The 25,580-nt window shown below is 45.5% G+C and carries 30 protein-coding genes and 1 riboswitch; of the genes, 17 read left to right on the forward strand and 13 right to left on the reverse strand.

Annotated features, from left to right (window positions below; genetic code table 11):
• The first annotated feature begins 9 nt into the window (after window positions 1-9).
• The 4 genes from CXF70_RS09610 (at window position 10) to CXF70_RS09625 (ending at window position 4,788) form a co-directional block, all read left to right on the forward strand.
• A complete protein-coding gene (locus CXF70_RS09610; protein ID WP_101802463.1) occupies window positions 10-1,749 on the forward strand; it encodes an ABC transporter ATP-binding protein in 1,740 nt (579 codons plus the stop codon).
• Between the two features lie 62 nt (window positions 1,750-1,811).
• On the forward strand, window positions 1,812-2,591 hold the full coding sequence (locus CXF70_RS09615; protein WP_101802464.1) for a MerR family transcriptional regulator: 780 nt from the start codon (window positions 1,812-1,814) through the stop codon (window positions 2,589-2,591).
• A 483-nt stretch (window positions 2,592-3,074) separates the two neighbouring features.
• Window positions 3,075-3,830, forward strand: a complete 756-nt coding sequence (locus CXF70_RS09620; RefSeq protein ID WP_101802465.1) for an endonuclease/exonuclease/phosphatase family protein — start codon at window positions 3,075-3,077, stop codon at window positions 3,828-3,830.
• A 124-nt stretch (window positions 3,831-3,954) separates the two neighbouring features.
• Complete coding sequence (locus CXF70_RS09625; protein ID WP_101802466.1) at window positions 3,955-4,788, forward strand: endonuclease/exonuclease/phosphatase family protein; 834 nt, start codon at window positions 3,955-3,957, stop codon at window positions 4,786-4,788.
• Window positions 4,789-5,204: 416 nt separating this feature from the next.
• On the opposite strand, the gene CXF70_RS09635 is transcribed toward CXF70_RS09625, so the two are convergent.
• Together CXF70_RS09635 and queF are read right to left on the reverse strand one after the other, a co-directional pair.
• Window positions 5,205-5,834 (reverse strand): queuosine precursor transporter, encoded by a 630-nt coding sequence (locus CXF70_RS09635; protein WP_101802468.1) that lies wholly within the window; start codon window positions 5,832-5,834, stop codon window positions 5,205-5,207.
• Between the two features lie 12 nt (window positions 5,835-5,846).
• Window positions 5,847-6,341, reverse strand: a complete 495-nt coding sequence (gene queF / locus CXF70_RS09640; protein ID WP_101802469.1) for a preQ(1) synthase — start codon at window positions 6,339-6,341, stop codon at window positions 5,847-5,849.
• A gap of 93 nt (window positions 6,342-6,434) precedes the next feature.
• Window positions 6,435-6,482, reverse strand: a riboswitch (PreQ1 riboswitch).
• A gap of 103 nt (window positions 6,483-6,585) precedes the next feature.
• Between queF and CXF70_RS09645 the strand changes: the two genes are divergently transcribed.
• Window positions 6,586-7,488: a cation diffusion facilitator family transporter gene (locus tag CXF70_RS09645; protein WP_101802470.1), complete on the forward strand. Its 903-nt coding sequence runs from the start codon at window positions 6,586-6,588 to the stop codon at window positions 7,486-7,488.
• A gap of 104 nt (window positions 7,489-7,592) precedes the next feature.
• On the opposite strand, the gene CXF70_RS09650 is transcribed toward CXF70_RS09645, so the two are convergent.
• Window positions 7,593-8,900 carry a cytochrome P450 gene (locus CXF70_RS09650; RefSeq protein WP_101802471.1) on the reverse strand — a complete coding sequence of 436 codons (1,308 nt, stop codon included), beginning with the start codon at window positions 8,898-8,900 and terminating at the stop codon, window positions 7,593-7,595.
• A 209-nt stretch (window positions 8,901-9,109) separates the two neighbouring features.
• Here CXF70_RS09650 and CXF70_RS09655 point away from each other — a divergent pair, with 209 nt between their 5' ends.
• From CXF70_RS09655 to CXF70_RS09670, 4 genes are all read left to right on the forward strand, one after another.
• Window positions 9,110-10,042, forward strand: a complete 933-nt coding sequence (locus tag CXF70_RS09655) for a phosphotransferase family protein (protein ID WP_101802472.1) — start codon at window positions 9,110-9,112, stop codon at window positions 10,040-10,042.
• Window positions 10,043-10,109: 67 nt separating this feature from the next.
• Window positions 10,110-10,658 (forward strand): TraR/DksA C4-type zinc finger protein, encoded by a 549-nt coding sequence (locus CXF70_RS09660; protein WP_101802473.1) that lies wholly within the window; start codon window positions 10,110-10,112, stop codon window positions 10,656-10,658.
• Between the two features lie 115 nt (window positions 10,659-10,773).
• Window positions 10,774-11,124: a nuclear transport factor 2 family protein gene (locus CXF70_RS09665; protein ID WP_101802474.1), complete on the forward strand. Its 351-nt coding sequence runs from the start codon at window positions 10,774-10,776 to the stop codon at window positions 11,122-11,124.
• Between the two features lie 65 nt (window positions 11,125-11,189).
• On the forward strand, window positions 11,190-11,588 hold the full coding sequence (locus tag CXF70_RS09670) for a thiol-disulfide oxidoreductase DCC family protein (RefSeq protein ID WP_084243281.1): 399 nt from the start codon (window positions 11,190-11,192) through the stop codon (window positions 11,586-11,588).
• A gap of 450 nt (window positions 11,589-12,038) precedes the next feature.
• On the opposite strand, the gene CXF70_RS09675 is transcribed toward CXF70_RS09670, so the two are convergent.
• On the reverse strand, window positions 12,039-13,241 hold the full coding sequence (locus CXF70_RS09675; RefSeq protein WP_101802475.1) for a DUF3238 domain-containing protein: 1,203 nt from the start codon (window positions 13,239-13,241) through the stop codon (window positions 12,039-12,041).
• Window positions 13,242-13,401: 160 nt separating this feature from the next.
• Between CXF70_RS09675 and CXF70_RS09680 the strand changes: the two genes are divergently transcribed.
• Entirely contained in the window at window positions 13,402-13,794 is a 393-nt protein-coding gene (locus CXF70_RS09680) for a hypothetical protein (RefSeq protein ID WP_101802476.1), read from the forward strand.
• An 81-nt stretch (window positions 13,795-13,875) separates the two neighbouring features.
• Here CXF70_RS09680 and CXF70_RS09685 read toward each other — a convergent pair whose 3' ends face one another.
• Window positions 13,876-14,373 carry a metallophosphoesterase family protein gene (locus CXF70_RS09685; protein WP_084243278.1) on the reverse strand — a complete coding sequence of 166 codons (498 nt, stop codon included), beginning with the start codon at window positions 14,371-14,373 and terminating at the stop codon, window positions 13,876-13,878.
• A 152-nt stretch (window positions 14,374-14,525) separates the two neighbouring features.
• On the opposite strand from CXF70_RS09685, the gene CXF70_RS09690 reads away from it, so the two are divergent.
• The 3 genes from CXF70_RS09690 to CXF70_RS09700 all read left to right on the forward strand — a co-directional run bounded on the left by CXF70_RS09690 (window position 14,526) and on the right by CXF70_RS09700 (window position 16,188).
• Complete coding sequence (locus CXF70_RS09690) at window positions 14,526-14,813, forward strand: hypothetical protein (RefSeq protein ID WP_101802477.1); 288 nt, start codon at window positions 14,526-14,528, stop codon at window positions 14,811-14,813.
• Window positions 14,814-14,878: 65 nt separating this feature from the next.
• Window positions 14,879-15,415: a dihydrofolate reductase family protein gene (locus CXF70_RS09695; protein ID WP_101802478.1), complete on the forward strand. Its 537-nt coding sequence runs from the start codon at window positions 14,879-14,881 to the stop codon at window positions 15,413-15,415.
• Window positions 15,416-15,561: 146 nt separating this feature from the next.
• Window positions 15,562-16,188 (forward strand): cell wall hydrolase, encoded by a 627-nt coding sequence (locus CXF70_RS09700; protein WP_084243275.1) that lies wholly within the window; start codon window positions 15,562-15,564, stop codon window positions 16,186-16,188.
• 77 nt (window positions 16,189-16,265) lie between these two features.
• Here the strand turns inward: CXF70_RS09700 and CXF70_RS09705 are convergent, their stop codons facing one another.
• Window positions 16,266-16,637 (reverse strand): PaaI family thioesterase, encoded by a 372-nt coding sequence (locus tag CXF70_RS09705; protein WP_101802480.1) that lies wholly within the window; start codon window positions 16,635-16,637, stop codon window positions 16,266-16,268.
• 268 nt (window positions 16,638-16,905) lie between these two features.
• Here CXF70_RS09705 and CXF70_RS09710 point away from each other — a divergent pair, with 268 nt between their 5' ends.
• Together CXF70_RS09710 and CXF70_RS09715 are read left to right on the forward strand one after the other, a co-directional pair.
• Complete coding sequence (locus CXF70_RS09710) at window positions 16,906-17,529, forward strand: cell wall hydrolase (RefSeq protein WP_101802481.1); 624 nt, start codon at window positions 16,906-16,908, stop codon at window positions 17,527-17,529.
• Between the two features lie 117 nt (window positions 17,530-17,646).
• Complete coding sequence (locus tag CXF70_RS09715; protein WP_101802482.1) at window positions 17,647-18,081, forward strand: DUF2269 family protein; 435 nt, start codon at window positions 17,647-17,649, stop codon at window positions 18,079-18,081.
• Window positions 18,082-18,142: 61 nt separating this feature from the next.
• On the opposite strand, the gene CXF70_RS09720 is transcribed toward CXF70_RS09715, so the two are convergent.
• From CXF70_RS09720 to CXF70_RS09735, 4 genes are all read right to left on the reverse strand, one after another.
• Complete coding sequence (locus tag CXF70_RS09720) at window positions 18,143-18,952, reverse strand: carbohydrate ABC transporter permease (protein ID WP_233208596.1); 810 nt, start codon at window positions 18,950-18,952, stop codon at window positions 18,143-18,145.
• A gap of 14 nt (window positions 18,953-18,966) precedes the next feature.
• Window positions 18,967-19,842, reverse strand: coding sequence for a carbohydrate ABC transporter permease (locus CXF70_RS09725; protein ID WP_084243271.1), 876 nt, complete (start codon window positions 19,840-19,842; stop codon window positions 18,967-18,969).
• 4 nt (window positions 19,843-19,846) lie between these two features.
• Window positions 19,847-21,115 carry an ABC transporter substrate-binding protein gene (locus tag CXF70_RS09730; RefSeq protein WP_101802483.1) on the reverse strand — a complete coding sequence of 423 codons (1,269 nt, stop codon included), beginning with the start codon at window positions 21,113-21,115 and terminating at the stop codon, window positions 19,847-19,849.
• A gap of 155 nt (window positions 21,116-21,270) precedes the next feature.
• Window positions 21,271-22,128 (reverse strand): dimethylarginine dimethylaminohydrolase family protein, encoded by an 858-nt coding sequence (locus tag CXF70_RS09735; RefSeq protein WP_101802484.1) that lies wholly within the window; start codon window positions 22,126-22,128, stop codon window positions 21,271-21,273.
• 125 nt (window positions 22,129-22,253) lie between these two features.
• Between CXF70_RS09735 and CXF70_RS09740 the strand changes: the two genes are divergently transcribed.
• Window positions 22,254-22,676, forward strand: coding sequence for a GNAT family N-acetyltransferase (locus tag CXF70_RS09740; protein WP_101802485.1), 423 nt, complete (start codon window positions 22,254-22,256; stop codon window positions 22,674-22,676).
• 474 nt (window positions 22,677-23,150) lie between these two features.
• Here the strand turns inward: CXF70_RS09740 and CXF70_RS09745 are convergent, their stop codons facing one another.
• Together CXF70_RS09745 and CXF70_RS09750 are read right to left on the reverse strand one after the other, a co-directional pair.
• Window positions 23,151-23,528 (reverse strand): nucleotide excision repair endonuclease, encoded by a 378-nt coding sequence (locus tag CXF70_RS09745; RefSeq protein WP_084243267.1) that lies wholly within the window; start codon window positions 23,526-23,528, stop codon window positions 23,151-23,153.
• Between the two features lie 80 nt (window positions 23,529-23,608).
• On the reverse strand, window positions 23,609-24,256 hold the full coding sequence (locus tag CXF70_RS09750; protein WP_101802486.1) for an SDR family oxidoreductase: 648 nt from the start codon (window positions 24,254-24,256) through the stop codon (window positions 23,609-23,611).
• Window positions 24,257-24,425: 169 nt separating this feature from the next.
• Between CXF70_RS09750 and CXF70_RS09755 the strand changes: the two genes are divergently transcribed.
• Window positions 24,426-24,710 carry a DUF6509 family protein gene (locus CXF70_RS09755; protein WP_084243265.1) on the forward strand — a complete coding sequence of 95 codons (285 nt, stop codon included), beginning with the start codon at window positions 24,426-24,428 and terminating at the stop codon, window positions 24,708-24,710.
• A gap of 46 nt (window positions 24,711-24,756) precedes the next feature.
• Here the strand turns inward: CXF70_RS09755 and CXF70_RS09760 are convergent, their stop codons facing one another.
• Window positions 24,757-25,488: a SurA N-terminal domain-containing protein gene (locus CXF70_RS09760; RefSeq protein ID WP_084243264.1), complete on the reverse strand. Its 732-nt coding sequence runs from the start codon at window positions 25,486-25,488 to the stop codon at window positions 24,757-24,759.
• Between the last annotated feature and the right edge of the window lie 92 nt (window positions 25,489-25,580).

The following is a 25,580-nucleotide window of genomic DNA, read 5'->3' on the forward strand; positions in this document are numbered from 1 at the left end:
TTTAGAATCATGGAAAACAAGGAAGAAAAAATGGGGTTAAAACCTTTCGTTTCGTTAATCCTATCGTTGAAGATTCCGAAGGCGGCTTTGATTTTTGGGCTGCTGGCCAGTTTGATCACCACCCTTGTCGGGCTGGTCGTGCCGCTGCTGACCAGAAACCTGGTCGATGGTTTTTCAGTGGAGTCATTGAGTGTGCCGTTGATAATCGGCATCGTGGCAGCCTTCATCCTCCAGGCGCTCATCAATGGTGTATCCATTTACCTGCTCAGCAAAGTGGGGCAGCGGATTGTCGCCGGATTGCGCGATAAGATGTGGATCCGCCTGATCCGCCTGCGTGTCGGTTATTTTGATCAGCATTCGAGTGGTGAAACCGTCAGCCGGGTGGTCAGTGATACGGGAGTTGTACGAAACCTCATTACAGACCATTTCCCGAATTTCATTACAGGAATCGTTTCCATTGTTGGTGCTGTAACGATTCTGCTGATTCTCGACTGGAAGATGACATTGATCATGCTGCTTGCTGTACCTGTAACTGTGCTGATCATGTTCCCTCTGGGCCGCCGCATGGCGAAGATTTCGCGGACACTGCAGGATGAGACCGCCGAATTCTCCGGCCATGTCCAGCAGACGATCAGTGAGATCCGCTTGATGAAATCTTCCACTGCTGAAATGGTGGAAGAGCGCAAAGGCTTGAGCGGCATTCAGCAGCTTTTCAGAACAGGCATGAGAGAAGCGAAAATCTATGCGATCATTGCGCCGCTTATGTATGTAGTGATGATGGCGGTGATTGTTACAATCATTGGATACGGCGGGATCCGGGTAGCGGAAGGGACAATGTCGACAGGTTCGCTTGTGGCGTTTCTCTTGTATTTATTCCAGATCATCATGCCGGTCACTACTTTTGCGATGTTCTTCACGGAACTGCAAAAAGCGAAAGGAGCGACGGAGCGAATCATCGGGATTCTGGACTTGCCGCTCGAAGAAGGGCAGCAAGGCAAGGAAATGGATATTGCCGGCAAGACCTTGCGCGTTTCCGGCGTGACATTTTCTTATGAAACCGGTGAACCGGTGCTGCAGGACGTCAGCTTCGAAGCGCAGCCTGGTGAAATGATCGCGTTTGCCGGACCGAGCGGCGGAGGCAAAACGACAGTGTTCGGTTTGCTCGAACGCTTCTATGAACCGCAACAAGGCGAAATCCTCATCGGCGATGTGCCGATCCGTGAACTTTCCATCAATTCATGGCGTGACCAGATCGGCTACGTGTCACAGGAATCGGCTATGATGGGCGGAACGATCCGCGCCAATCTGACATATGGTCTGGCAGACGCTGAGGCGATACCGGATGAGCAATTATGGACTGTGGCAAGAATGGCGTATGCGGAAGATTTCATTAAGGAATTTCCGGACGGCCTGGATACACAGGTTGGTGAACGCGGTGTCAAATTATCAGGAGGACAAAGGCAGCGGATTGCGATTGCCCGTGCGTTCCTGCGCGACCCGAAAATCCTGATGATGGACGAAGCGACGGCAAGTCTCGACAGCCAATCGGAAGGCATCGTGCAACAGGCATTGAGCCGTCTGATGGAAGGGCGCACGACGCTGGTCATCGCCCACCGGCTTTCAACCATTGTGGACGCTGATAAAATCATCTTCATTGAAAAGGGACGGGTGACCGGCATGGGCAAACACAGCGAATTGACCGGTTCCCATAATCTTTACCGTGAATTTGCGGAGCAGCAATTAACTTAGATTTTATGCTTGACCTTGACGCAGCGTAAAGGTGTAATGTGGACTCATCAGGAGGTGAGGAGATGGAATATACCGTTCAGAAGTTGGCGCGGATGGCGGGAGTCAGTACGAGAACTCTCCGTTATTATGATGAAATCGGATTATTGGAACCGGCCAGGAAAAATTCATCCGGCTACCGGATTTATGGCAGGGAAGAAGTCGATAAGCTGCAGCAGATTCTTTTTTACCGTGAACTGGGGCTGGACCTGGACAGCATCCAGAAAATCATTTCAAATCCTTCATTCGACGGACCGGCCGCACTCAGGATGCACCGGGAAAAACTCCTCGCCCGGCGCCGGCAGCTGGATCTCCTGATCACTAATGTGGAATCCACGATTTCCGCAGCAGAAGGGAAGAGCACAATGGCTGACAATGAAAAATTCAAAGGGTTCAAACAGAAACTGGTCGAGGACAACGAGCAGCAATACGGAGCAGAAATCCGCGGGAAATACGGCGACGACACGGTCGACAAATCGAATGCGAAAATGCTCAATATGAGTGAAGAGAAATACAAAGAGTTCAAAAGCCTGGAGCAGAAAGTGCTGGATGCCCTTGCTAAAGCATGCGGAACTGGAGATCCTTCAGGCGAGCTCGCTCAAAAAACAGCTGATCTCCATAAGGAATGGCTGTCATTCACATGGCCTGCTTACAGTAAAGAAGCGCATTCGGGACTTGCGCAGATGTATGTCGATGACGAGCGTTTTGCCGCTTATTATGACAAGGCATGCGAAGGCGGAGCAAGGTTTTTGCGAGATGCGATCTTGGTGTATACCGGCGTAGAGCCGGAGAATTCTTTTGAATAAGGAAATAAAATAATGCATGGCTGCGAATTTTATATTCGCGGCTCTTTTTATTGGGGAGGGGATTTTATTTATAGAAGAATAGATTTTGAAATATTATACATATTTTTTGGTGGCACATAAAAATATAAAATGGAAAGTATTTCGGCCATTTTGGAAAGGATTCTGCGTGAATTGGAAAGTATTTAAGCCTATATGGAAAGTATTTCGTGGGATTTGGAAAGTAAGTCCAAATAATGGGATTTTTAATTTATATTAACCATCTTTAAAAAATGGAATGGACGGTATTTCATTTGCAGCAGACAGTACATCCAATTAACTGGAAATTTTACTCTTGAAACATCCGATATCTCGACAATAAAACGAAAAAAATCAACCGAATTAGCAATCGCAATTTTCATTTGCATAAACTTTGAAATATCGTTCCAACGCTAGTTTCATATAATGCTGACAGGGAAAAGCTGATAAAAAGAGGAGGCCGTCAAAATGGGCAATGCAGATGTGGCGCTCAGAATAATGAGCTTTAATATTTCTTCAGGTTTGACGATGGATGGCCGCCTCGACCTCGAGCTTACGGCCTCGGTCATCGAAAATGCGGAAGTGGATATTGCGGGTCTTCAGGAAGTGGACCAGAATTTCTCGGAACGGACGGATTTCACGGATCAAGTTAAATGGCTGGCGAAAAGGCTGAGTATGCACGCAGCATTCGGACCGAATCTGACTGCGCATCCGGCAGATGCCAAATGGCCGCTGCAAGCTTATGGCAACGCGATATTGAGCCGTCATCCGATAAAAAGCTACCAAAATCACCTGTTGAAGAAACTGGAAGAAGGGCCTGAAAGTGAACAAAGGGGGTTGCTGGAAGCGACCATTGAAATAAATGACGAAGCAATCGCATTTTTCAACACCCATTTATCTCTGAATGAAAAACAGCTTGAACGCAATATCGAAGAATTGCTGGGAATCATCCGGAACCAGGATCTGCCGGCAGTTCTGACCGGCGATTTCAACGCGGAACCGGACAGTCCGCATATGAAACGGATTGAAGAAGAACTGGACAATGTTTTCGGCGCGCCCGCTTCCCACCCCGAAACTTATAAAAAAGAAGGTGACCATGGGCAGAAAATCGACTTTATTTTTTACAGCAGGCACTGGCAGGTTCTTGAGGCAGAAACCATCGATACCGAAGCGTCCGATCACAGGCCGATCCTCGCTGTTTTGGCACTCTACCCTAAAGCTTAATAAACTTTACAAACTTTTACACGGCTGATACAGTAATTTCTCCGGGAGCTTGCTATACTAAACTCGAAATCAAAAGCAGATCTTTTGAGCAAACAAAGTTTGTCCCAAAAAAGGAGAGCGAAGCATGAAAAACAGGAAACCGCCAATTTTCAAAGTCATGTCGTTTAACATCGCCCACGGTTTAGGTATGGATGGAATTACGGATCTTGAGAGGACGGCTACTGTTATTGAAGATTCCTGCGCAACCGTTATCGGCTTGCAGGAAGTCGATCGTTTCTTCGGGGAACGGAGTCAGTTTATGGATCAGGTGGAATGGCTGGGCAATCGGCTTGGCATGTACACCACATACGGTGCCAACCTGGATTATCCCCCGGAACGGGAAGGAATGCCGAATCAGCAATATGGCAACGCAATTTTAAGTAAATATCCCATCACATACAGTAAGAATCACCATATGACTCCCGTCAAACAATGGTATGGAAACGATGAGCAGCGCGGAGTCCTGGAAGCGGTCATCGAAATAGATGATATGGCGATCAATGTTTTTAACGCACATCTTTCATTGAAAGATGAAGAATTAAAACTTAGTGTGAATGAAATTCTGGCGTTGACGGAAAAGAGCAAGTTCCCTTGTATCGTAATGGGCGACTTCAACGCTCCGCCGTTTTATGCGCCAATCCGCAAAATGAACCGCCATTTTACGGATGCTTTCCTGAAAATGAAAAGAGGAGACGCTTATACGTATCCCTCACCGCATTCATACCATACAACGGGTGTGGATTTGAAACCTGTCACCCGCATTGATTATATTTTCTTCAGTCCGGAAATGGAAGTTGCGCAAACCGCGACTATTTCAACGGATGTTTCCGACCATTTGCCGATTGTGGCGGACTTGATGCTGGCAAGAAACAAACAGGCTTTGCGGCCAAAGGAAAAAACCTCAAAAGCGAAAGCTTAATGAGGGTATGGGAATATATTCACGTTAGAAAAAGGGAGAGCCGCTGGGGCTCCCTTTTTCAACTTGTTGAGAAAGATAAAGATTTTAAATTCGATATTCCGCTAAACAGCTTCGCTTTCCTGGCTGCTTGCGCTGAGCTAACTCGTGCTCGTTCCACTTCGCCCGAGTGGATCTCAGCACTTCACTTGGTCGCCTGGGAGTCTCAGCTGTTTTGCTCCATATCTCTGATTGCTTTCTGTAATTTAAGAACACTATAGTCCTGAAATAGAACAGCGTATATTCTATTTACACCAAACTAGAATGAAGCGTCAGGCAGCTCCCTGCGGAACGCGTCCGCCTAAAGCGAAATGATTTGAGAAGTGTCGATTTCTCGACAGCCAGTGAAAGGGAGAGCCGTTGAGGCTCTCCCTTTCATTTTAACTATAAACAGCCTTGCCGGAAACCTGTTCGCGGCGGCATAATTTGACAAGCAGATAGACAAGCGGTGTATCGGCAGCTGCCACGATCCACTTGAACAGGTATTGTGTGACAATCATACCGATCAATGCGCCGACAGGCAACGTCCCTGCAAATGCGATCGTGATGAAAATGGTCGTATCGGCAAGCTGGCTCACCATTGTAGAAGCGTTATTGCGGATCCATAATTTGGATTCGCCGTGGCGCTCTTTTAATTTGTGGAAAATCGTGACGTCCAGATTTTGGCTGATGAAATAAGAAATCAGACTGGCTAGAGTGACGCGGAAGCCGGCCGAAAAGATGGATTCAAAAGATGCCTGATCGCCGAAAAATGGTGCAGCCGGCAAATGGATGGCGAAAAAGATGAATGCCAAAGCCGCAAGCTGCGTGATAAAACCGGCGAAGACCGTTTTTCTTGCAGCCTCTTTGCCATAAACTTCCGCAATCGTATCGGTGATCGGGAATGTGAAGACGTAGACGATGACCGCGGCCGGCAGCACCATCCACTCCCCGATGCTGAATAATTTCACTGCCAGAATATTGGACAGGATCAATAAGCCTACAAACGCGCCGTTCAAATAAAGTAACATGGATTTTCCCCCTTATCGATTGGTGATCGTTTCAGGATTCATGTCATGATTCATCATTCGGTACGATGCCATTTCTTCATATTTTGTTCCAGGCTTGCCATAATTCGTGTATGGATCGATCGACAATCCGCCGCGGGGAGTGAATTTTCCCCAGACTTCGATATAACGGGGGTCCAGCAGATTGATCAGGTCATTCATGATGATGTTGACCACATCTTCATGGAAATCCCCATGGTTGCGGAAACTGAAGAAATATAATTTCAGCGATTTGCTTTCCACCAATTTCTTATCGGGAATAAAGCTCAAGTAAATCGTTGCGAAATCCGGCTGGCCGGTCTGCGGACACAGGGATGTAAATTCCGGATTATTGAATTTCACGAAATAATCGCGTGAATGCATATTGTCGATTGCTTCCAAAACTTCCGGAGCGTATTCATATTTATATTTTGTGTCCTGATTGCCAAGCAATGTTAAGTGGTCCAATGTGTCTTCATTTCTTCCTGCCATTAAAAAAAAGCCTCCTCGAATGCAGTTTCGGGAGAGGCTATAAAAAAGGGAAAAAGAAAAAGCCAAATCGCATGTGGATTTGGCTGAATTTCAAAATCCATAGTTTTTTATAGAGGGTGAAATGCTATGAACCTCTCCCGTCACCGGGTTATTTAATTTCCTTAACCATCGTATAAGAACCGGAGTTCGCTGTCAATCACCTTTTTTGCTAAAATGACGATAAAGAGGAAGGGAGAGAGGAAAAGTGGCGCATGACCATGACCATTTTGAAACCGCGAGGAGCGGCAATAAGAAAGCGTTGATATTGGCTTTGATCATTACTGTTTCCATTATGCTGCTGGAGTTCTTCGGGGGTCTTTTCACAAATAGCCTTGCGCTCATTGCAGACAGCGGACACATGCTGTCAGATGCCGCATCACTGCTCCTGAGCCTTGGAGCTATCTGGTTTGCGGGCAGAGCCGCTTCTGCCAATAAGACTTACGGCTATTACCGTTTTGAGATCCTTGCGGCGTTTTTCAATGGCATCACACTTTTTGTTATGGCTGGCTTCATCATATACGAAGCAGTCGAGCGTTTCTATAACCCACCGGAGGTAATGGGTGGATGGATGCTGGCAATTGCAGCCATTGGGCTGTTGGCAAACATTCTGAGCGCCTGGGTGATCAGCAGACAAGCGGATGTCGAAGGCAATTTGAATATGAAAAGCGCTTATCTCCATGTAATTGGAGATGCATTGGGTTCAGTCGGTGCCATTATTGCCGGGGTGTTGATCCTATTGTTCGACTGGACCATTGCGGATCCGCTTATATCGGTTTTAGTGGCTTTGCTGATTTTGAAGAGCGCATGGGGTGTATTGCAGAACAGCATACATATTTTAATGGAAGGCTCGCCTGTTACGGTCAATGTGGCAGAAGTCAGAAGGATGCTTATGGGCATTGATGGGGTGCAGGATGTCCATGATCTCCATATTTGGACGATCACTTCCGGTATGGATTTGCTGACCTGCCATTTGGATATACAAGAACAAGCAAAGGAACAAGAAATCTTAAAAGAAGCTGTGGCGCTGGTCAATAAAAACTGCAAAATTGAACATACAACAATCCAGATTGAAAAACCTGGCTTCAGCCATCAAGAGTTAAAAGTATAACCTTTGGTAAGTGTTTGTTTTTCTATTAAATAACCGCAAAAAAAAGCCCTTGAGAAAGGGCTTTTTTTGAATATGGAATTTGCTGAGATTAAATATACACTTTTTTACATGACTGTCTGGCTGTGACGGTGCTTGATGATGTTATCAGGTGACTGACGGATTTTTTGGACTTCGCTGATGATGAACCGGCTTTTTGGCATAGTCGGCATTCTCGCCATATCATAACTTAAGTCCTGTTCCGGCACTTTATACGTGATATTTTCTGTCAGATATTTAAAGAAGGACTGCATCACCATCACGGTCATCCATTCACCGGCACAACGGTGGCCGGCATGATGGTCGCCGCCGCCTTGCGGTACGAAAGCGAAAGGGCTGCCTTTCCAATTTTCAAAGCGTTCAGGTATGAATTCATCGGCGTTTTCCCAATGATCCGGATGCCTGTTCGTTCCAAAAAGATCCAGTACGACCAGCATGCCTTCTTTTACATGGTAACCGTGCCAGATGAAATCGCGATTCGCTTTTGCAGCCATTGCTGGAGCAAAAGGATAATAGCGGCGTACTTCCTGTGCGAACAGTTTACTGAAATTTTTTTCATCGGCTTGCAATTTCGGTTTCATTTCAGGGTATTCATGGATAGCCAAAGCTCCGAAAACAATCAGATAAGCGGCTGCGATAATCGGTCTGTAGGCATTGTTCAAATCGACAGCTGCAACATCAAGGTCGAGTAATTTGCCATCCGGGGATTTTTGCATCGCGACAATATACGCGGCTGTATGGGAAGGCGGTGAATAGACGCGTGACCGAATGTCCCGGATGATTCCTTTCAGCCATGCTTCATGGCTCTTCCGTGCTTCAGCCCCTTCTTTGAACCGGGTGAGAGATCCGCCGAAAGAGTCCACCATTGCAACAAGTTCCTGCGTCCGTTGCTTTACTTCGCTTTCTTTTAAAGGCAGTCCTGCCCAATTCATGACTGAACGCGCCAGCACTTCTTCTATTTCATCGAGCAGCAGGACTTCGTCCATCGTTTCCCATTGTGCTGCTTTTTTATCCAGCTCTTCTATCGCCAACCGTTTCATATCTTCCAGTCTTTCAGGCGTCATCATGGATAAGAACATGCGCTTTTGGTGATGGTGGTCTTCGCCGTCGCGTCCATGCAGTCCGCCTTCCCCGAGCAAGGTCTTCTTCAGCGGTTTTGGAGCCGCACCTTCCCGCTTGAAATACTTATTGTCATAGAAAACTGCCGCCGCTTCTTCCCCGGCGATGCAAAGAGATTTCTTGCCAAGTAAACGCGCTTCGAAGATATCTGACTCCAATTCTTTACGGCGGCTTGGCAGGAAGTTGAAGCCTTCATTGATCAAATGCATCGTGCTGTCGAACTCTTTGGTTTTTGGAATAGGTTTTTTTACTTTCATCGATTTTAATCCTCCTTATAAAATGAAGCCGAATGGCTGAAAAAAGCAGTGAATTTGCGATTTATAATATATAAAAAGCATACCCTTCCAGTCTCTGCCTAAACGCTGATACAGTCTGCGATGGCTGGAGAGTGAAGTCATCGATGATGTGTTATAAGATGAAGTGGAGATATAATCCATGTTCCTAAAGTGAGAAAGTGGTGAGACCTATGAACATACAAAATTATAAGGAACCGACTTCAGAAAGCATTGAGTGGACTGAAGCGATTATTGAAAAGCCAGTGAAAAGAGAAGGGATAAAGAGGTTGCAGGGAGGTACTTCTTCGCTTGTATTCGATATCCCTTTTCAGGATGAAAGTCGGCAAGGGAATTTGATTCTTCGATTGTTCCATAAAAAAGACTGGTTGGAGATGGAACCGGATCTGGCCAGACACGAAGCGGGAAGCCTCCGGCAAGCAGCGGCTCTCTCAATACCATCGCCGGAAATTATCGCATTTGATGAAACCGGTGAAGAGTGTGGAATGCCTGCGGTGCTGATGACAAAACTTGCCGGAGATACTATTTTACAGCCTTCAGACAGAGCAGACTGGCTGGATAAGATGGCTAAGTGCCTGGTGGAGATTCATCAGCAGAAAGCCGGGGATTTCGAATATGAGTATTTTTCCTATAACGATGCGTTAAAGTTGGAAAAACCATTATGGTCGAAATTCCAGGATGACTGGATGCGGGCTTTTTATATCGTTGCAGGAGTCCGTCCGCGGCCGGAATATTGCTTGATTCACCGAGACTATCATCCCGCCAATATTCTTTGGCAGAATGGAGAAATTTCTGGAGTAGTGGACTGGGTTAATGCCTGCCGCGGACCTGCTGGAGTGGACGTTGGCCACTGCCGGGTGAACCTGACGCAATTGTATGGACTGTCTGCAGCAGATGATTTTCTGGAATCGTATATCAAATACGCGGGTGACACTTTCCGCTACGATCCTTACTGGGATCTTTTATCGTTGACGGATACGTTGGACGGTCCGCCAAAAGTCTACGAAGGATGGACGGGCCTCGGCATGACCGGATTATCGGATGAGCTGATCCGCCACCGTCTTGATGAATACTTATTGAGCCTGCTTGACCGGTTTGATGATTGAACGGACAGGTTTGATTTCTCTCAATTAGGAAATATACAGAACAAGTAGTTTTTGAGGAGGAATCGGCATGACTGACCAACAGATGAAACAATTGAAGAAACAATTGACTGACCAATTAGAGACTTTGGAAGATCGCGTAGAGCATACAGAGGAGTTTGAAAGAACGGAACTCTCAAATTATGATAATCACCCAGCGGATAATGCGACAGATCTTTTCGACCAGGAAAGAGGGATGGCATTGACGCAGTTCAAAGAAGAAGAAATAGAAGACATCAAAGCAGCGCTATCTGCAATGGAAGATGGAACATACGGTAAATGTGCAGTCTGCGGCAAGGAAATCCCTTTTGAACGGATGGAAGCTTTGCCGACAGCATTGACATGCATCGACCACGCAGATGAAGAAATGGATCTCGAAAGCCGTCCTGTTGAAGAAGAAGTGCTGCAGGGTTCAACGGACCAGCCAGTTGAAAAAGAGGATGGAAGAATCCGGGACTTCAATAATAGCTTTGAAGATGTTGAAGATTTCGGATCATCAGATGGACCGCAGGACCAGCCTGGCGATGATGAACAGATGAAAGATTTCTACGATGGCGAAAATGAAGACGATAAGGATTGATTAATACCCCGGTCTTTCGTGACCGGGGTATTTCCTATTCCAGTATTAAGAGGTATTGTTTAATTATAAATGGGAATTAAATATTTCCCGGGAAATATGACAGGGGGGATACTGTATGAAAGATTTGGAACGTGAAATCTATGAATTGGAGTGCCGGCATATTTCGCCGGATGTTCGAATATCCCAAGAAAAGCTGGCGGAAGTGCTGGATGATGAATTTTACGAGTTCGGCAGCAGCGGCGGGATTATTCTGAGATCAGAATATGACGGAGATCATCCCTTAAGTCCCGATCACATGGAACTCTCTGATTTCAAAATGCACCAGTTGGGCGAAGAAGCGGTTTTGACAACGTACCGTATTAAAAATAAGACAACAGGCAGAAACACAATCCGCAGTTCTGTCTGGAAAAAACGGCCGAATGGCTGGAAGTTATTTTTCCATCAAGGCACTGTGGCAGCCGTGTAGGGTTTAGATAGAAACCATAAAGGCTATTTATAAACCTAAGACGTTTTGCAGAGGAGGAAAAGACAATGGACCATGCAATAGTGCTGTTTGATGGCGATTGCAATTTTTGCGATTCAAGTGTCCAATTCATCATCAATCACGACCCGGCAGGCTATTTCCAATTTGCTTCGCTGCAAAGTGAAGTAGGTGAAAAGCTGTCGCGTGAACACAATATACCGGACGATGTCGACAGTCTTGTTCTTATAGAGAATGGGGAAGCATATGTTAAATCTGAAGGAGCACTGCTAATTTCCCATCATTTGACAGGTTTGTGGAAATTGGCATACCACCTCCGGCCATTTCCTGCAGTGATCCGTGATGGCGCATATGACGTTATTGCCAATAACCGCTACAAAGTATTTGGAAAGCTGAATAGCTGCATGTTGCCGCCGCCGCATATCCGCAAACGATTTTTGGATAAATGAAAATAAGAGAGCCAGGATGGAAAAGCGATTGCTTTTCTATCCTGGCTTTTTTGTGTCTGGTTTCCATTGGGCGTTTCCGCTTTTTGAGTCTGCTGTGGCGAAAACTCGCTAAACCAATTCGGAACGGTGCTCCTGCATCGCTTCGCTGCTTCGTCGCAAAGAGATGTCCCAAATTCTATTTGGTTCATCTCTTCGCAGTCGCTTTTCAGTGTCCAGACTCCAACGGCCAACTTTTCGAGTCGTAAGTCGCTCTGACTAGGCGGCTGAAAACATGCCGCTACGCCAGAACGCCTTACGCTTGTCGGAGCTGAGCGGCCGTTTCCGCTTTTCTATTGTCCAGACTCCTGCGGCCCAGCTCTTCGGGTCATAAGCCAGCCCAACTGCGCGGCCGAGGCCACTTCGTTGGTCTGTCTTATGCCTGTCAGAGCTTAACGGGCACAGTCGCTTTTCTTATTCAAAATTACTGATCCGCCAATATTGGCTGGCAATGGGACCTGCCATCCAGGATAATCCTTTATCCTCGGCTTCATGGATTTGCCCCCACTCCGCATTGCGTCCGCTCTTCAGATATACTTCATGATTGGGAGCCTGGTCGTGGATGCCGATGATGTCATAGACGCCGTTCCGGTAAAAGTTTGCGGTTAGCTGATAATCGATGTCCGGTGAGGCAACTAAAGGGTTGCCGACGGAATGCTTCAGATCGATGGCAATTTTATGGTGGTCTTCTTTTACTTCTTTCAATTCGATGCCCGCCGCAGAAGCGACATCTGCTTTGCGGAATTTTTTTCTCCAATTATAGGCTATGGTTGTTCCCACATCTTTTGAACAATCCACTAAAGCTCTATCTTCGGTAAACCGGACACTAAGGTCGACGCGTGTTCTGTATTCAGGCGATTCGGGGTCAAAGCTGCGGCCATCCCCTTTAAAAAAGCGGTTTAAGGACATGAGGTTTGGGTTTGGCATTATTTCTTCTCCAATGAATGTTAAATAGCGCAGCTGCCATTCGGGTTGCTGGATATGGTCTTTTTGGGTCGGCTGTTCAGCCAATAACTGTTCCCTGTTGGCTACACGTTTAATGATCCAGAATTCTTCCATCGCCGCCTGCTCCTGTGATGATCTCACATTGACCATGCCGAAAACTGTCGCCAGTAATGATTTTCTGTGTTTCATGTTTTCTTCGGATTTCTCCAGCGGCCGCTTGCCGTGCACCCAATACGTATAGGCTTTCTTGCTGTCCGCTTCGAAATCAGTGAACTGATTTTTATCAGTATCCGTTATGAATTCACCATCACGGTAAATATCAAAGTTGGCAATGCCATCAATTGCTCCCCAGGCAATGGCGATTTTTGAATCAGAGACAATCGTACTTACGGTGATTTGCTGAAGGCGATTGATAAAATCATCCAGATAATTTTCAGTTCCCGTCTGCAATTTGATTCGGTCAATCACTTTTTCATCAAGGTCCAGCCTTTCGATGGAGTAAATATACATTTCACCTGGGGTCAGCCCTTCATCTTTGAAAGAATTGTCTGTGCCTTTATATATTACTTTTCCATCGCGTTCTAGCCGGCAGGTGCCTCCGGTATTTGACCAGATGAAAAATATCGAGGTATCGGTTTGTTCAAGTAATTCCAGTTCCAGGCGCATCGGCATAATCTACCTCTCCTCATTAGATTTTTCTTTTCAATACCCGGAATTCCAAAATCTTGAACCCATAAATAGTAAGAATGAAACATTTGTAACAGAAATAAAACATATAAATGGTCTAACAGATTGTATAATATAGGTAATTACAATATACGGAGGCGTTTTTATGGCACATCCGGCAAAAATGCTCAAAGAGTTAAAAGAAAATAAGCCGAACGCTTCGATTGACCATTGGATTTTCGGTATTTTTCATACAAGCCGATCTGATAAAGTGGATGGATTTAAAGGGTTGCTTGCGGCAAGTGAAGAATCATTAATCTTTAAAAGTGGCGGTACAGGAGAAGACTCCTATGTAATGGAAATTCCTCTGACTGAAGTTGCAGAAGCAGAAGCGGAACTGACGGGAACGGTGAATATGATTATTCACCTTATCGACGGCGGACACATGGAAATGTCTTATATTTCACGTGGGAATCCACAGGAGTTTTTACAATTTCTTAAATCGCAGCGGGAGAATCCGGCAGAGGGATTATTGTCGATCGATCATTCACCGAAATAATTCAAATGACATTTAAAATATTATGGCATTATAAAAAACCGGACCTCTTTATCAGGAGCTCCGGTTTTTGTGCCTTAACTTCTATTCTTTATCAAAGAAAATATGCTGCACTGTCCACTTTTCACCCACTTCTAACAGGCCAAAGGAATATTGAGGCTGACGGCGTTTATCTGTCGGGGAACCGGGATTGAAAAGAGTCACCCCATTTATTTCTTTCATCAGCGGTATATGAGAGTGGCCGAAAACAATTAAATCGACTTCATCTTCGGCAAAAGCTTCGACAGCGCGCTGTTCGGTAGTTTTACCTGTGCCATCCCCGTGCACGATTCCTATTTTCAAGTTCTCCACAGTAACAATTTTCTTTTTGCCGAAGCGGTCGACTATTTCCCATGGATCGACATTTCCCGCGACGCCGATAGTTTCTGTATAAGCAGAGAGCTCAAAGAAGACGTCAAGGTTTTGCCAATCCCCTGCATGTAAGATCAAGTCTGCCTCTTCACAGGCGTCCAAAAGGATTTTCGGAAGTTGCTTTGCTCTTGCAGGGATATGCGTGTCGGACAAAATCAAAACTTTTTTCATCAGCAAATGCCTCCAGTAAATTGGATTTACCTTACTGTATCAAACAGTGAGCCCTAAGTCTAAGCCTGTGTCACAGAACTGACATGGTTAATATTCGGGCGAAAGGGAAACTGTATATTACAGTTTACAAGTATAGTGTGGAGGGATGAACAATGAAAAAACCGAGTCTGAATAAAATGATTTTCACTGGTACAGTTTTTGCAGGAGGCATTGTCCTATTCAGGAATATCAGAAAAAAGAGCGGAAAAAAAGTATGGGTCTATGAAGATAACGATATGCGCAACAGCGTTACCGTGGACCGTGAGGAAAGTGTAAATGCCCAATATGATGAGGCGGAAAAAGGGCTGACGCAATTGGATTCCGCTTTCCGTTCGGAATGGCAGGCGAATGGGTTTCCGCAAACACATCGGGAGCTGGAGAATTTGGAAAGCGATAAATGAGAACATGAAATATATGCGGCTGGAAGCGGCTTAGTCCGAAGTTTTTAAATCAGGAGGAGTGTAATATGGCTGATGAACGTAAAATTGTCTGCTATATAGCTGAAAGTCTTGATGGCTACATAGCAACAGAAGATGATTCCCTGGATTGGCTGTTCAAGGTGGAAGGAGAAGGCGATGCCGGGTATGCGGAGTTCATGGAAACAATCGATACGGTGGTAATGGGAAGAAGAACGTACGACTGGGTGATGGATATGGAAAAAGGCGAGTATCCTTATGAAGGGCTCAAATCTTATATCTATTCACGCTCTGTACCTGACAAGTCTGCCGGCGGTGATATCGAATTCATCGATATGGACATACCGGCATTTGCGGATATGCTTAAAAGCACGCCGGGTAAAAATATCTGGATTATTGGCGGATCGGAGTTATTGGCTGGCTTCATGGATGCCGGTTTGATAGATGAGTTTGTCATCTCCATCGCTCCCGTAGTGATCGGCCGAGGGATTCCTTTGTTTCAGAAATCCGACCTGATGACGGAATACAGATTGAAAGAGGTGAAAAGATACGGGGAGTTCGCGCAATTGCATTACATTTCGAAGTAAAATCCTCCCGCTGATCAAGAGGGAATTTCCCTCGAATTAAAAATAAAATGTTTAGATCTATTTTCATAGGGAATTTCTAGTTAGAGGACAAAACTATCCGAATGCGCAATGTACGGGCATGGAAGTTTTTAGAATGGAGAGGAACTATGAAAATCTTGAATCAGAACATATTTGGTGGAGCGGTCCTGGCCGTTGTTTTTTTATGTCTGCCTTTAGCGGAAGCCCAAGCGGCTCAACACCGGATTTCAGGGCCTGGCGTGGATAACGGGGAAGAGATTCGGGAGCAGCTGGCTCGAATGGGCTATTATGACGAAGACGTCACCGGTTATTTTAATTTCATCACCAGCAATGCAGTCACGAGATTTCAGGAAGACTACGGTCTGCCGCCGACAGGCATTGTCGGACCACTTACTCAGATGAAATTGGAAAATGTTGAAATGATGGCGAAGATTGTCCACGGGGAAGCCCGGGGAGAAAGCTTTATCGGCAAAGTCGGCGTGGCGGCTGTGGTCTTGAACCGCATCGAATCGCCTGATTTTCCGGACAGTACGGAAGAAGTCATTTTTCAGCGCAATGCCTTTACGGCTGTAATTGACGATCAATACCTGCTGACTCCGAACAGGAGCGCTTATGATGCAGTCAAAGAAGCGATGGATGGCGTTGACCCGACCATGGGAGCTGTATTCTATTACAACCCAGCAGGGGTCACTGACGATTGGATATTTTCAAGGACTGTCCTCACACAGATCGGCCGCCATTTCTTTGCAGAATAAACACAGGCAGTCAATAATCATATCAAACACGAAAGGCCACCCTGGGGTGGTCTTTTTCATTGGCCCAATAAGCTGACTTATTTGTTGAAGAGAACCGCTTTTGCTTTTGTGATGACATGGTCTTCATCATCGTAGATCAGGCAATCTGCATGAATGAGGTTGCGTCCTTCCTTTACTGCAAATGCGCGGGCGGTCAGTACTGAAGATTTGCTGTTTTTCAGGAATGTCACATTCAAGTCGACGGTCACGGCCTGCTGCCGGCCCTGTTCATCAGGAGCGACCGTATTGCATAAAGCGACTTCGGCGAGCGTGGAGATGATGCCTCCATGTATAAGTCCGGCGCTGTCGATGTATAATTCTTTGATCGGCAAAGTCACCTTTACACTGTTTTCTGTTGTTCGCTCGTATTCCATTTCAAGAAACTTATCGAATGGCTGGCGGATAAACATAGCTGGAGCCTCCTTCAACATTTCTTAACTCTCTACAATCCTTATTCTCTTCTGATGCCTTTGATTCCTTTTTACTGAAACATGCCATTTCGTCTGGTCATTATGGAGTCCCTGAAAAGTCTTGAAATTACATTTATTTATGTAAACCGGTCTTTTGAACTTTTCTGCCCAGCAAATCAAGGAAGTCTGTTGGATACATAAAAACTGATTTAAAATCTATACTGGTTAGAATGAAAAATATAGTTAATCGAATGGAGGGAGAGAAAAAATGAAATTCGTAAAAGCATTTTTATTCACAGCAATGGTATTCGCATTTTTAAGTTTTTCTCAAACAGAAACGAAAGCTCATTTCCTGGATCTTCATACCGGAATGGCAGGGGAGGAAGTAACAGCCCTTCAAAGGGATTTGCAGAAACTTGGTTATTTCCACGTGGCGCCGACCGGTTATTTCGGTGAAATTACAAAAAACGCGTTGATCGGTTATCAAACGGATTTCGGTGTTCCTGCTACCGGTTATTATGGCCCGCTGACACAAAGCAGAATGGCGGAAACAGAAATTATGGCACGCGTCGTCCACGGTGAAGCGCGTGGTGAAAAATACGCAGGAAAAGTGGCGGTCGCGGCAGTCATCTTGAATCGCGGCCAATCTCCGCGATTTCCCGATTCTATCGAGAGTGTAGTATTTCAGCGCAATGCCTTTACGGCAGTCAATGATAAACAATATTACCTTGTACCTGACAGCTCAGCTTATCAAGCTGTGAAAGATGCGGTCAAAGGCTGGGATCCGAGTCACGGTGCGACTTATTACTATAATCCAAGCGGTGTGACGGACAGCTGGATCTTTTCCCGGACTACCATTACGAAAATAGGCAAGCACGTTTTTGCCAAATAAGTGAACAGTCCTGCCTTATCTCTAAAAGGCAGGCTTTTTACTGCCCAAAACCCTATTGTAAGGAAGGGCTCTCTATTATAATGAAGCCAGAGCTTAAGAAAGGCGGCAGATAGAGAGATGTATACGGTGATTTTATATGCTCATATATTAAGTGCAGCATTATCAATCGGACCGTTCTTTGTATTGATTCCTCTAGTTAATCGAATTAGGGAATCGGATACGAAATCCTTATCCGGCCTGGTTGCTACATTCCGCTCGGCTACCCGGCTGGTGATGCATGCTGGACATGTACTGGTTGCGACGGGTGTGCTGCTGGTCTGGCTGGGACCCTGGCCATGGTATTCCCCGTGGATCCTGATGACGCTCGCGGTAATGTTTTCTTCTGTATTTTTCCTTGCACGCGCGTTTTCTCCCGTGCTGAAGAAGTTTGCTGAACCGGAGGCTGATCAATCCGCTCTGGCCGAAAAATTGAAGCGCTCACTGTGGATTTACATAATGCTGCTATTGCTGATGCTGTGGTTCATGGTGGATAAGCCGACTCTATGGCAATAAACGAAAAACTGATGTCTCGCTCCAATATGGGCAGGACATCAGTTTTTATTTCGATGAAAATTCATCCCTTCAATGCGCCTGCAGTCATGCCTGCGACAAAGAAGCGCTGCAGAAAGACATAGGCGATGACCATTGGAGCGGATGCGATGATGACGCCGGTGAACAGCATCGGATAATTGGTCGAATACTCGCCTTGGAATTCAAGCAAGGCAAGCGGCAGTGTCTTATAGGCGTTATCGGTGATGAACAGCAAAGGATAGAGCAGATCATTCCAATGCATAACGAAAAGGAAAATCGCCGTGGCCGATAGGGATGGCAGAGAGAGCGGAATGGCCACTTTCGTGTACATCTGCCAATTTCCGGCTCCATCAATCGTCGAAGCTTCAAACAATTCTCTTGGCAGCGTCTTCATAAAGCCTGTCAGAATGAAAACCGCGATAGGCAAGGTGACTGCGATATTGACGAGGATCAACCCAAGCAGGCTGTTCGTCAAATTCAAATCCAGCATAAGTGAATACAATGGAACCATATTAACCTGGGCTGGCACCATCATGCCGAGCGTAAACAGGCCGAAGAGAATATTGCCCATCCAGTTCTTCAGGCGGCTGATGCCAAAAGCGATCATCGAAGCAAAGAATAAAGTCAAAACAACTGAGAACAAAGTGACAATGGTGCTGTTCATAAAATACCCGGCCATCGTCTGTTCCTGGAAGATGGCGCTGTAATTGCTCCATTGGAAGCCGTCTTCCGGCAATCCGAGCGGGTCCCTGAACGTCTCCTGCAATGTCTTAACAGAAGTAAGGGCAACCATCAGCAGTGGTATCAAAATCAGCAGAGCATAAACCGCCAACGAAAATTTTCGGAATAACAAAAAATCCCCTCCTTCTAATAAGAAATGCGGTCAGAGCGCAAGGCTTTAAACTGCAGGAATGTGATGAAAGCAATAATAATCATGAACAGAACCGATATGGCGCTGGCATATCCGAAATTATAACTTCGGAAAGCGACATCAAAAATGTAAGTGGCGATAATTTCCGTTGAATTATTCGGACCGCCTCCAGTCATGGCGAACACCAGGTCAAACGCTTTGAAGGACTGAATGGTCGTATACGCAATGACGATGGTGGCAGAAGGAGCGAGCAGCGGCCAGGTGACTTTCCGGAACGTCTGCCATTTGCTTGCCCCTTCAATTTTCGCCACCTCATAAAGGTCTTCCGGAATCGCCTGCAGACCGGCGACAAAAATGATCAGCATCTGGCCGGCATGGAACCAGATTTGTGTGACAGCCAAGGAGTAGATGGCGATATCAGAATTTCCGAGCCAATTCTGCTGAAGAAAATCGAGTCCGAGCAATTCCAGGATCTGATTCAGGATCCCTAAAGAAGGATCGTAGATGAACGCCCAGATAAAAGCGACTGAAACAGAAGAAAGTATAGTCGGGAAGAAATAAAGCGCCCGAAGAAATAAATTGGCTTTTGTATTTTTCAAAACAATCATAGCGAAAACTAGAGCAGTCAAGGTCTGGAAGACAACGACCATCAGCATGAACTTCAAGTTATTGCCGACTGTCTTCCGAAATACAGAATCACCGGTCAGTGCCCGTTCGTAATTTCCGACTCCGACAAATTGATAAGCGTCACTCAGCCCATCCCAATCGGTAAAGGAATAGAACAGGGCACTGACAGTGGGGTACAGGAAAAAGATGCTGTAAAGAAGCAGCCCCGGTAAGAAAAACAGATAAATCGTCTTTGAAATCTTCATTCAGCTATTCCAGGTTTTCTTCGACAATTTGTTGTGCTTCCTCCGCCGCTTCCATCGGATCGGCGCCTCCAAGGACGTTTTCAATGGAACTTAAAACAGCTGCTTCAACTTGTGCATTGGTGATAAGGAACCGGGGCTGGAACCGTGTTTTTCTTTCATCAATCCAATAAGCGGTATTCTGCAGCACTTCTGATTCGTATTCTACGTCGTTCACAGTCAAATGCTGCCCGGTTTCATTGGCGTACTGTGAAGCGATTTCCGGTCGGCTGAGGAACCGGATGAACTCTTTCGCCTCTTCTTTCTTTTCGGAGTTGCTGTTGATTGCCAGCATGAAAGTGGCGGTGTTGATGCCTTCATATTCCGCTTCACTTTCTTCAACTGTAATCGGTGCCATCAAATCGAGTTCAAGATCAGGATTCAAATCGAGAAGCGACGCCATATGATAAGATCCGGTGGCGAGCATGGCGGCTTCTTCATTAGCTACCATTGCCATGGCAGAATCTTGGCTGGTACCAAGCGCATCGGGTTGGATATAGCCTTTTTGCTCAAGCAGCTGGAAATCTTCCAGCGTTTTAACCCACCATTCATTTGTCAGGGATTCTTCGCCATTCTGCAACTTTTGGAAAACTTCTTCATCAGGTGCATTATTCATCATCATGCTGTTCATAAATTGATTGGGTCCGATATCAGCGCCTGGAAAAGCGATAGGCGTAATATCGTTCTCGAGCAGGGTATCGGCCATTTCCTGAAATTCAGTCCAGCTTTTAGGCACTTCCAGACCAAGCTCATCGAACATGCCTTTGTTGTAGACAGGCATATTGAACACCAATTGATACGGCAAAGCCAATTGCTGGCCATCCTTTTCACCGACACTGATCAAGCTCTCATCAAAATTTCCGACGAAATCTTCTCCGCTCAGATCTTCAAAAAAACCGGCATTTGCAATAGCTTCAAATTGCGCTCCGGGAAAAGAGGTGAAAACATCCCCTGTCGAACCGTCTGTCAGCATGCGCTGGCCGGTTGCCTGATATTGTTCAGATGGATAGATATTCATTTCGACGCCGATTTCGGGATATTCTTTTTCGAATTGGGCGATGATATCATCAAAAACTTCTTTGTCTTCTCCGCGCCAATGGATGAAGCTGATTTGTGTCCGGTCTTCCGATCCGCTTTCACTTTCAGAACTGCTGTCGGGACTTTCGCCGGCGCAGCCTGCCAACGCAAGAAGAGGCATAATAAGTAACGAAGTAATGGAAATTTTTTTGTTTATCATGTCAGAATCCTCCCTTTTTCTATTTATGTATCCTTATTACCTGTTATACCGTAAATCTGTCAAAAATAACAGAATAATTAGATTTTATGTATGACCTGCCAATAAAAAGAAGGACATGAAAAAGCACAAGCTATGGGCTTGCGCTTTTTTCTTCTTCATTCTTCCCGTACAAGGGGAAGCGTACAGCAACGGAAGGCACCGCCGGACTTGATGATTTCTGAAAAATCCACTTCTATGACGCGGAAATCATTTGCTCTCAAAAGTGTATTAACTCTAGTGTTCTGAGGCTGGCTGAACACACGGCGCCCGCCGATGGACAGGACATTTGTGCCGAGGGCGAATTGTTCTTTTGCGTCAACCGGCAATAGAGTATAGCGTTTAGAGAGCATATCAATCGTCTCTTGATCAAGTGCATCTTCAAATATCAAAGCTTCGGTTGGTGAAAGGATATTGAAGACACAATCGAGATGCAGGTATTTCTCGTTAAAAGCAATCGGAATTACGTTGAAGTCAGGAAGTTTCTTTTTTAATCCTTCAATGGCATTCTTGCTGGTTCGGCTGCTGATTCCGACGAAGACGGTATCGCGGTCAATCAGGACGTCGCCGCCTTCAACCCGCTTTCCATTAAGTGTTTCCGCATTGAAATTATTTTGCTTCAGCCATTTTTGAAGAACTCCTTCTTCACCTTGGCGGATTTCAGAAGCCATTTCAGCGATGAAAACTGTATCACCGACAGTAAAACCGATATCACGTGTAAAAACCTGCTCGGGAAAAGCATCGGAAGGGTTCAGTAAATCTGTTTCTACACCTTCACGCTGCAAAGCATCCAGAAATTGTTTGTGCTGCTGCATGGCTTTGTCTGTATCGATGTTTTCTTCCTGGTATCTTTTTTGCACATCATTGATGACGTCTTTTATTTCCATATATTCCGGCGGGCATAACAGTACGCGACGTAAAGAGTCATATTCGCTTTTGCACCTGGCCGACGGTGATGATTTTGTGAATGCTGACATAATAGTTTCCTCCAAAATTTCTAGTTATTACTAACGTTATTCCCGTTTTGGTGGTGAATTAAAACCTGTAAAATGAGAAGATTGGAAGTGAACTTGAAGAAACCGCAGCAAAGGAGATTTTAGATATGAAAATAACACAGCAGGAAATTCAGGAAGACCGGGATTTTATCCGGCAGAAAGTGGTCGAACACAATAGAAACAGTTTGCCGGAACAGCTGAAAAGTCCATACGGTAATACAAGTTTCATTGCGAGAGGTGATGAAGGGGAAATTATTGGCGGCATTACGGGGACCTATTTTTGGCAGCACATGCATATTGATTTCCTGTGGGTCGACCCGGCACAGCAGGGAAGCGGCATCGCTGCAGAATTGATGGCGAAGATGGAGCAGTACGCGCGGGAATTGAAGTGCAGGCTGATGACGGTGGATACGTTCAGCTTCCAGGCGCCTGGTTTCTACAGTAAACAGGGTTTCCGGGAATTCGGCACGCTCGAAGATCATCCAGCCGGACACAGCCAGCATTATTTTGAAAAGCGGCTGACTGAATAATTACAATGGAAACGTATATTATGGAATGAATGAAAACCGATATTACGCAAAACAGCTTCGCTTTCCTGGGGGCTTGCGCTGAGCTAACTCGGGCTCGTAATACTTCGCCCGAGTGGATCTCAGCACTTCGCTCGAACCGGAGTTGGAAAGCCAACTCCGGTTCTGCTCCCTTGGGAGTCTTCGCTGTTTTGCTCCATATCTCAGAATCGCTTTCTATAAAGAAGTCATCTAACTAGTTTGGTTTTCTGAGAATATTATCCAAGAGTTTCTATAGATATAAAATGTAGCAGCAGGCGGCGACTCCTGCAGGAAACAGAGCGAGTCCTGAGACCCCGCAGGAGCAAAGCGACGAGGAGGCTCAGGCAGCTCCCTGCGGAACGCGTCCGCCTGCAGCGAAATGATTGAAGCAGATTATGTTTCTCGACAGCCTGAAAAAAACGGACACCTAGTGGGTGCCCGTTTTTCAATATTTCTTTATTCCTGATAAAAGACTTTATCCACATTGTATTTCGCTTTTTGCGTGTTGATCAGGTAGGTTTCATAAATTTCGCGTTCCATCGGATCTTCCACAATGGATACAGTGATGCGATGCACTTCGTCACGGTGGTTCTTAAGTGGCGATACATTGTCCTCAAAATGTTTTTTCACACGCTGGCGCAGTTTGCGGGCTTTGCCGACAAACAGCAATTCGCCGCTGTGGTTGAAGAATTGGATGATGCCGCCTTTATCGCGCGGAATCTCGTGAAGGTCGATGAAACCATATAATGGCTTGATCACCGCTTCGTCGCCTGTAATTTCCTGTTTGCGCTGTGTAATTGTCACATCAGCTTTTGGTGGTTGAATATTAATCATGCTTATCACGTCCTCTATTATCGTAATGCTCATTTTAACACAAAAGAGAGCGGAAATCCATCCGCTCTCAGCTTGCTCTATTAGACAGTCTCTAATTGATTTTCCGCGTCTTCTTCACCTTGCAGGATTTCAAATACCTTGCCATATGTGTTTTCACGTTCCAATACGTTTACAAGCACATGCGCAACATCCGCGCGAGGGATTGAACGGCCTTCAAGTGACTTGAAACCTTCTGTCGACACTTCGATTTTTCCTGTTTTGTCTTCGTCCGACAAAGCTCCAGGACGTACAATAGTGTAATCGAGATTGGTTGACTGCAGAAGTTCGTCCGCAGTGCGTTTTGCCACAAGATATGGTTTCATCTCTTCGCCGCCCGCATCCGGATTATCGGATCCGACGGAACCTAGCTGAACAAAGCGTTTCACACCTTTATCCTGGGCGTATTTTGCAGCTTTTACTGAACCCCATAAGTCGATGGTCAACGTTTTTTCAGCTCCGGTTTTCGGACCTGAACCGGCTGCGAAAATTACAGCATCGACATTGTCGAAAGCATTGCTGAAGTCCTCTTCAAGGTCAGCCAATACTACTTTGGAGGCGCCGAGCTCCTCCATTTTGGCTTTTTGCTCTTCTTTTCTGACCATTGCAACGGCATTATGATTTGTTTCCGCCAATTCCTTGACGATATTTCTGCCTACTTGTCCATTTGCTCCAATTACTAAAACATCCATTAAAATTTCCACTCCTCTAATTTATCATTATCTTATTATTATTCCCTTTATTTTAATGAATAAACAATGTGCAAAGAAGGTAAAGGGAAAGTGAGGCAGGCATATGCCGTTAAAGCTGTTAAAACGAAGTGGAAAAGGCTAGAATAGAAATAAGACGGAGGTGGACCATATGGAAATTACCGATTTTACATTTCACAAAATCAATGATCCAACAGGAATAATGGAAAGTGATCGCTACGAATTTTTGCTTACTGTCGAAGTGGATGAAGATGATGAACTTTACACAGAAGCCGGCCTTGACCTGCGTGTCATTATGGCTGCCGATGAAAGTGGAGCCCGCATCGCGCATTATAACTTCATGGATAAGCAAACGGGCAAAGCGATGGAGTTTGCGCTTGAAGATGATGAAGAAGCAGAAGTGCAGGCATACTGCCGCGATAAACTTTCCTTATAAGAAAAAACCTCCAACCGACTGGGTTGGAGGTTTTTCTTACTATTATTTAAATTTTAACTTCCACATCAGCGGCTTCCCGCAATTCTTCAATGCGGTCATAGACTGCTTGTTTTTCGTTCTGGTCTTCCAGGGACTGGAGGATCATCGGCTTCATTTCTTCGAATTCTGGCGTTTCTCCCTCAGTGGAGTCGACATAACCCTGATAAGCTTCTTTAAGATCTTCTTCTGTCACTTCTGCGCCTTCTATTTCATCCGCAAGATAGCTTTCATAAATCAATTGCTCACGCAGCTGTTGTTTCATATCATCTAATGTGAAACCGGTTCTCTTCAGCGCAACATTCATCTGTTCTTCGTTTTCGAATTGATTTTTCAAATCTTCAAAACGTTGCTCCAAAACTTCTTCATCCACTTCATGGCCTTTTTCAATGGCATCCTGGATAACCAATTTATTGCCCACAATGACAGAGATGGCTTGCTCTTTCACTTGCTCCGCAACTTCCGGATCATCGGCTTTCTTGCCCTGGGTGGCAACAGAGCTTTCCAATTGACGGGCTACACTATTATAGACAGTGCCTTTGATTTCTTCGCCGTTCACGATAACTACTACATCATCGGCAGCCGGCAAGTCGAGATCCGTAGCAGGTTCATCAATTACCGTTTCCGGAACTGCTTCTGACTCCACGGGTTCAGAAGTTTCTTCTGCTTTATCTTCGTCTGAACAAGCACCAAGCATTAATAGTAAAGAAAGGGGTAAAGCCATTAACTTCATCTTTTTCATCGTGCAATTCTCCTCTTCAATCTTTCTCGTTAAAGTAAACCACATTTGTTCGAAGGTTACAAATACTTCCGTATTCCTATGATACAAAAAGA

This window comes from Planomicrobium sp. MB-3u-38 (assembly GCF_002836425.1).
GTDB classification, from domain to species: Bacteria; Bacillota; Bacilli; order Bacillales_A; family Planococcaceae; genus Planococcus; species Planococcus okeanokoites.

Excerpts from the sequence above, each read along its gene's own strand:
- CXF70_RS09715 (WP_101802482.1), top strand. The coding sequence starts at position 17,647 with ATGTATACGGTGATTTTATATGCTCATATATTAAGTGCAGCATTATCA.
- CXF70_RS09670 (WP_084243281.1), top strand. The coding sequence starts at position 11,190 with ATGGACCATGCAATAGTGCTGTTTGATGGCGATTGCAATTTTTGCGAT.
- CXF70_RS09755 (WP_084243265.1), top strand. The coding sequence starts at position 24,426 with ATGGAAATTACCGATTTTACATTTCACAAAATCAATGATCCAACAGGA.
- CXF70_RS09655 (WP_101802472.1), top strand. The coding sequence starts at position 9,110 with ATGAACATACAAAATTATAAGGAACCGACTTCAGAAAGCATTGAGTGG.
- queF (WP_101802469.1), bottom strand. The coding sequence starts at position 6,341 with ATGGCAGGAAGAAATGAAGACACATTGGACCACTTAACATTGCTTGGC.
- CXF70_RS09695 (WP_101802478.1), top strand. The coding sequence starts at position 14,879 with ATGGCTGATGAACGTAAAATTGTCTGCTATATAGCTGAAAGTCTTGAT.
- CXF70_RS09635 (WP_101802468.1), bottom strand. The coding sequence starts at position 5,834 with ATGTTACTTTATTTGAACGGCGCGTTTGTAGGCTTATTGATCCTGTCC.
- CXF70_RS09625 (WP_101802466.1), top strand. The coding sequence starts at position 3,955 with ATGAAAAACAGGAAACCGCCAATTTTCAAAGTCATGTCGTTTAACATC.
- CXF70_RS09690 (WP_101802477.1), top strand. The coding sequence starts at position 14,526 with ATGAAAAAACCGAGTCTGAATAAAATGATTTTCACTGGTACAGTTTTT.
- CXF70_RS09620 (WP_101802465.1), top strand. The coding sequence starts at position 3,075 with ATGGGCAATGCAGATGTGGCGCTCAGAATAATGAGCTTTAATATTTCT.
- CXF70_RS09730 (WP_101802483.1), bottom strand. The coding sequence starts at position 21,115 with ATGATAAACAAAAAAATTTCCATTACTTCGTTACTTATTATGCCTCTT.
- CXF70_RS09685 (WP_084243278.1), bottom strand. The coding sequence starts at position 14,373 with ATGAAAAAAGTTTTGATTTTGTCCGACACGCATATCCCTGCAAGAGCA.
- CXF70_RS09725 (WP_084243271.1), bottom strand. The coding sequence starts at position 19,842 with ATGAAGATTTCAAAGACGATTTATCTGTTTTTCTTACCGGGGCTGCTT.
- CXF70_RS09750 (WP_101802486.1), bottom strand. The coding sequence starts at position 24,256 with ATGGATGTTTTAGTAATTGGAGCAAATGGACAAGTAGGCAGAAATATC.
- CXF70_RS09680 (WP_101802476.1), top strand. The coding sequence starts at position 13,402 with ATGGCACATCCGGCAAAAATGCTCAAAGAGTTAAAAGAAAATAAGCCG.
- CXF70_RS09705 (WP_101802480.1), bottom strand. The coding sequence starts at position 16,637 with ATGTTTATCCGCCAGCCATTCGATAAGTTTCTTGAAATGGAATACGAG.
- CXF70_RS09665 (WP_101802474.1), top strand. The coding sequence starts at position 10,774 with ATGAAAGATTTGGAACGTGAAATCTATGAATTGGAGTGCCGGCATATT.
- CXF70_RS09735 (WP_101802484.1), bottom strand. The coding sequence starts at position 22,128 with ATGTCAGCATTCACAAAATCATCACCGTCGGCCAGGTGCAAAAGCGAA.
- CXF70_RS09610 (WP_101802463.1), top strand. The coding sequence starts at position 10 with ATGGAAAACAAGGAAGAAAAAATGGGGTTAAAACCTTTCGTTTCGTTA.
- CXF70_RS09710 (WP_101802481.1), top strand. The coding sequence starts at position 16,906 with ATGAAATTCGTAAAAGCATTTTTATTCACAGCAATGGTATTCGCATTT.
- CXF70_RS09650 (WP_101802471.1), bottom strand. The coding sequence starts at position 8,900 with ATGAAAGTAAAAAAACCTATTCCAAAAACCAAAGAGTTCGACAGCACG.
- CXF70_RS09740 (WP_101802485.1), top strand. The coding sequence starts at position 22,254 with ATGAAAATAACACAGCAGGAAATTCAGGAAGACCGGGATTTTATCCGG.
- CXF70_RS09675 (WP_101802475.1), bottom strand. The coding sequence starts at position 13,241 with ATGCCGATGCGCCTGGAACTGGAATTACTTGAACAAACCGATACCTCG.
- CXF70_RS09700 (WP_084243275.1), top strand. The coding sequence starts at position 15,562 with ATGAAAATCTTGAATCAGAACATATTTGGTGGAGCGGTCCTGGCCGTT.
- CXF70_RS09615 (WP_101802464.1), top strand. The coding sequence starts at position 1,812 with ATGGAATATACCGTTCAGAAGTTGGCGCGGATGGCGGGAGTCAGTACG.
- CXF70_RS09745 (WP_084243267.1), bottom strand. The coding sequence starts at position 23,528 with ATGATTAATATTCAACCACCAAAAGCTGATGTGACAATTACACAGCGC.
- CXF70_RS09660 (WP_101802473.1), top strand. The coding sequence starts at position 10,110 with ATGACTGACCAACAGATGAAACAATTGAAGAAACAATTGACTGACCAA.
- CXF70_RS09760 (WP_084243264.1), bottom strand. The coding sequence starts at position 25,488 with ATGAAAAAGATGAAGTTAATGGCTTTACCCCTTTCTTTACTATTAATG.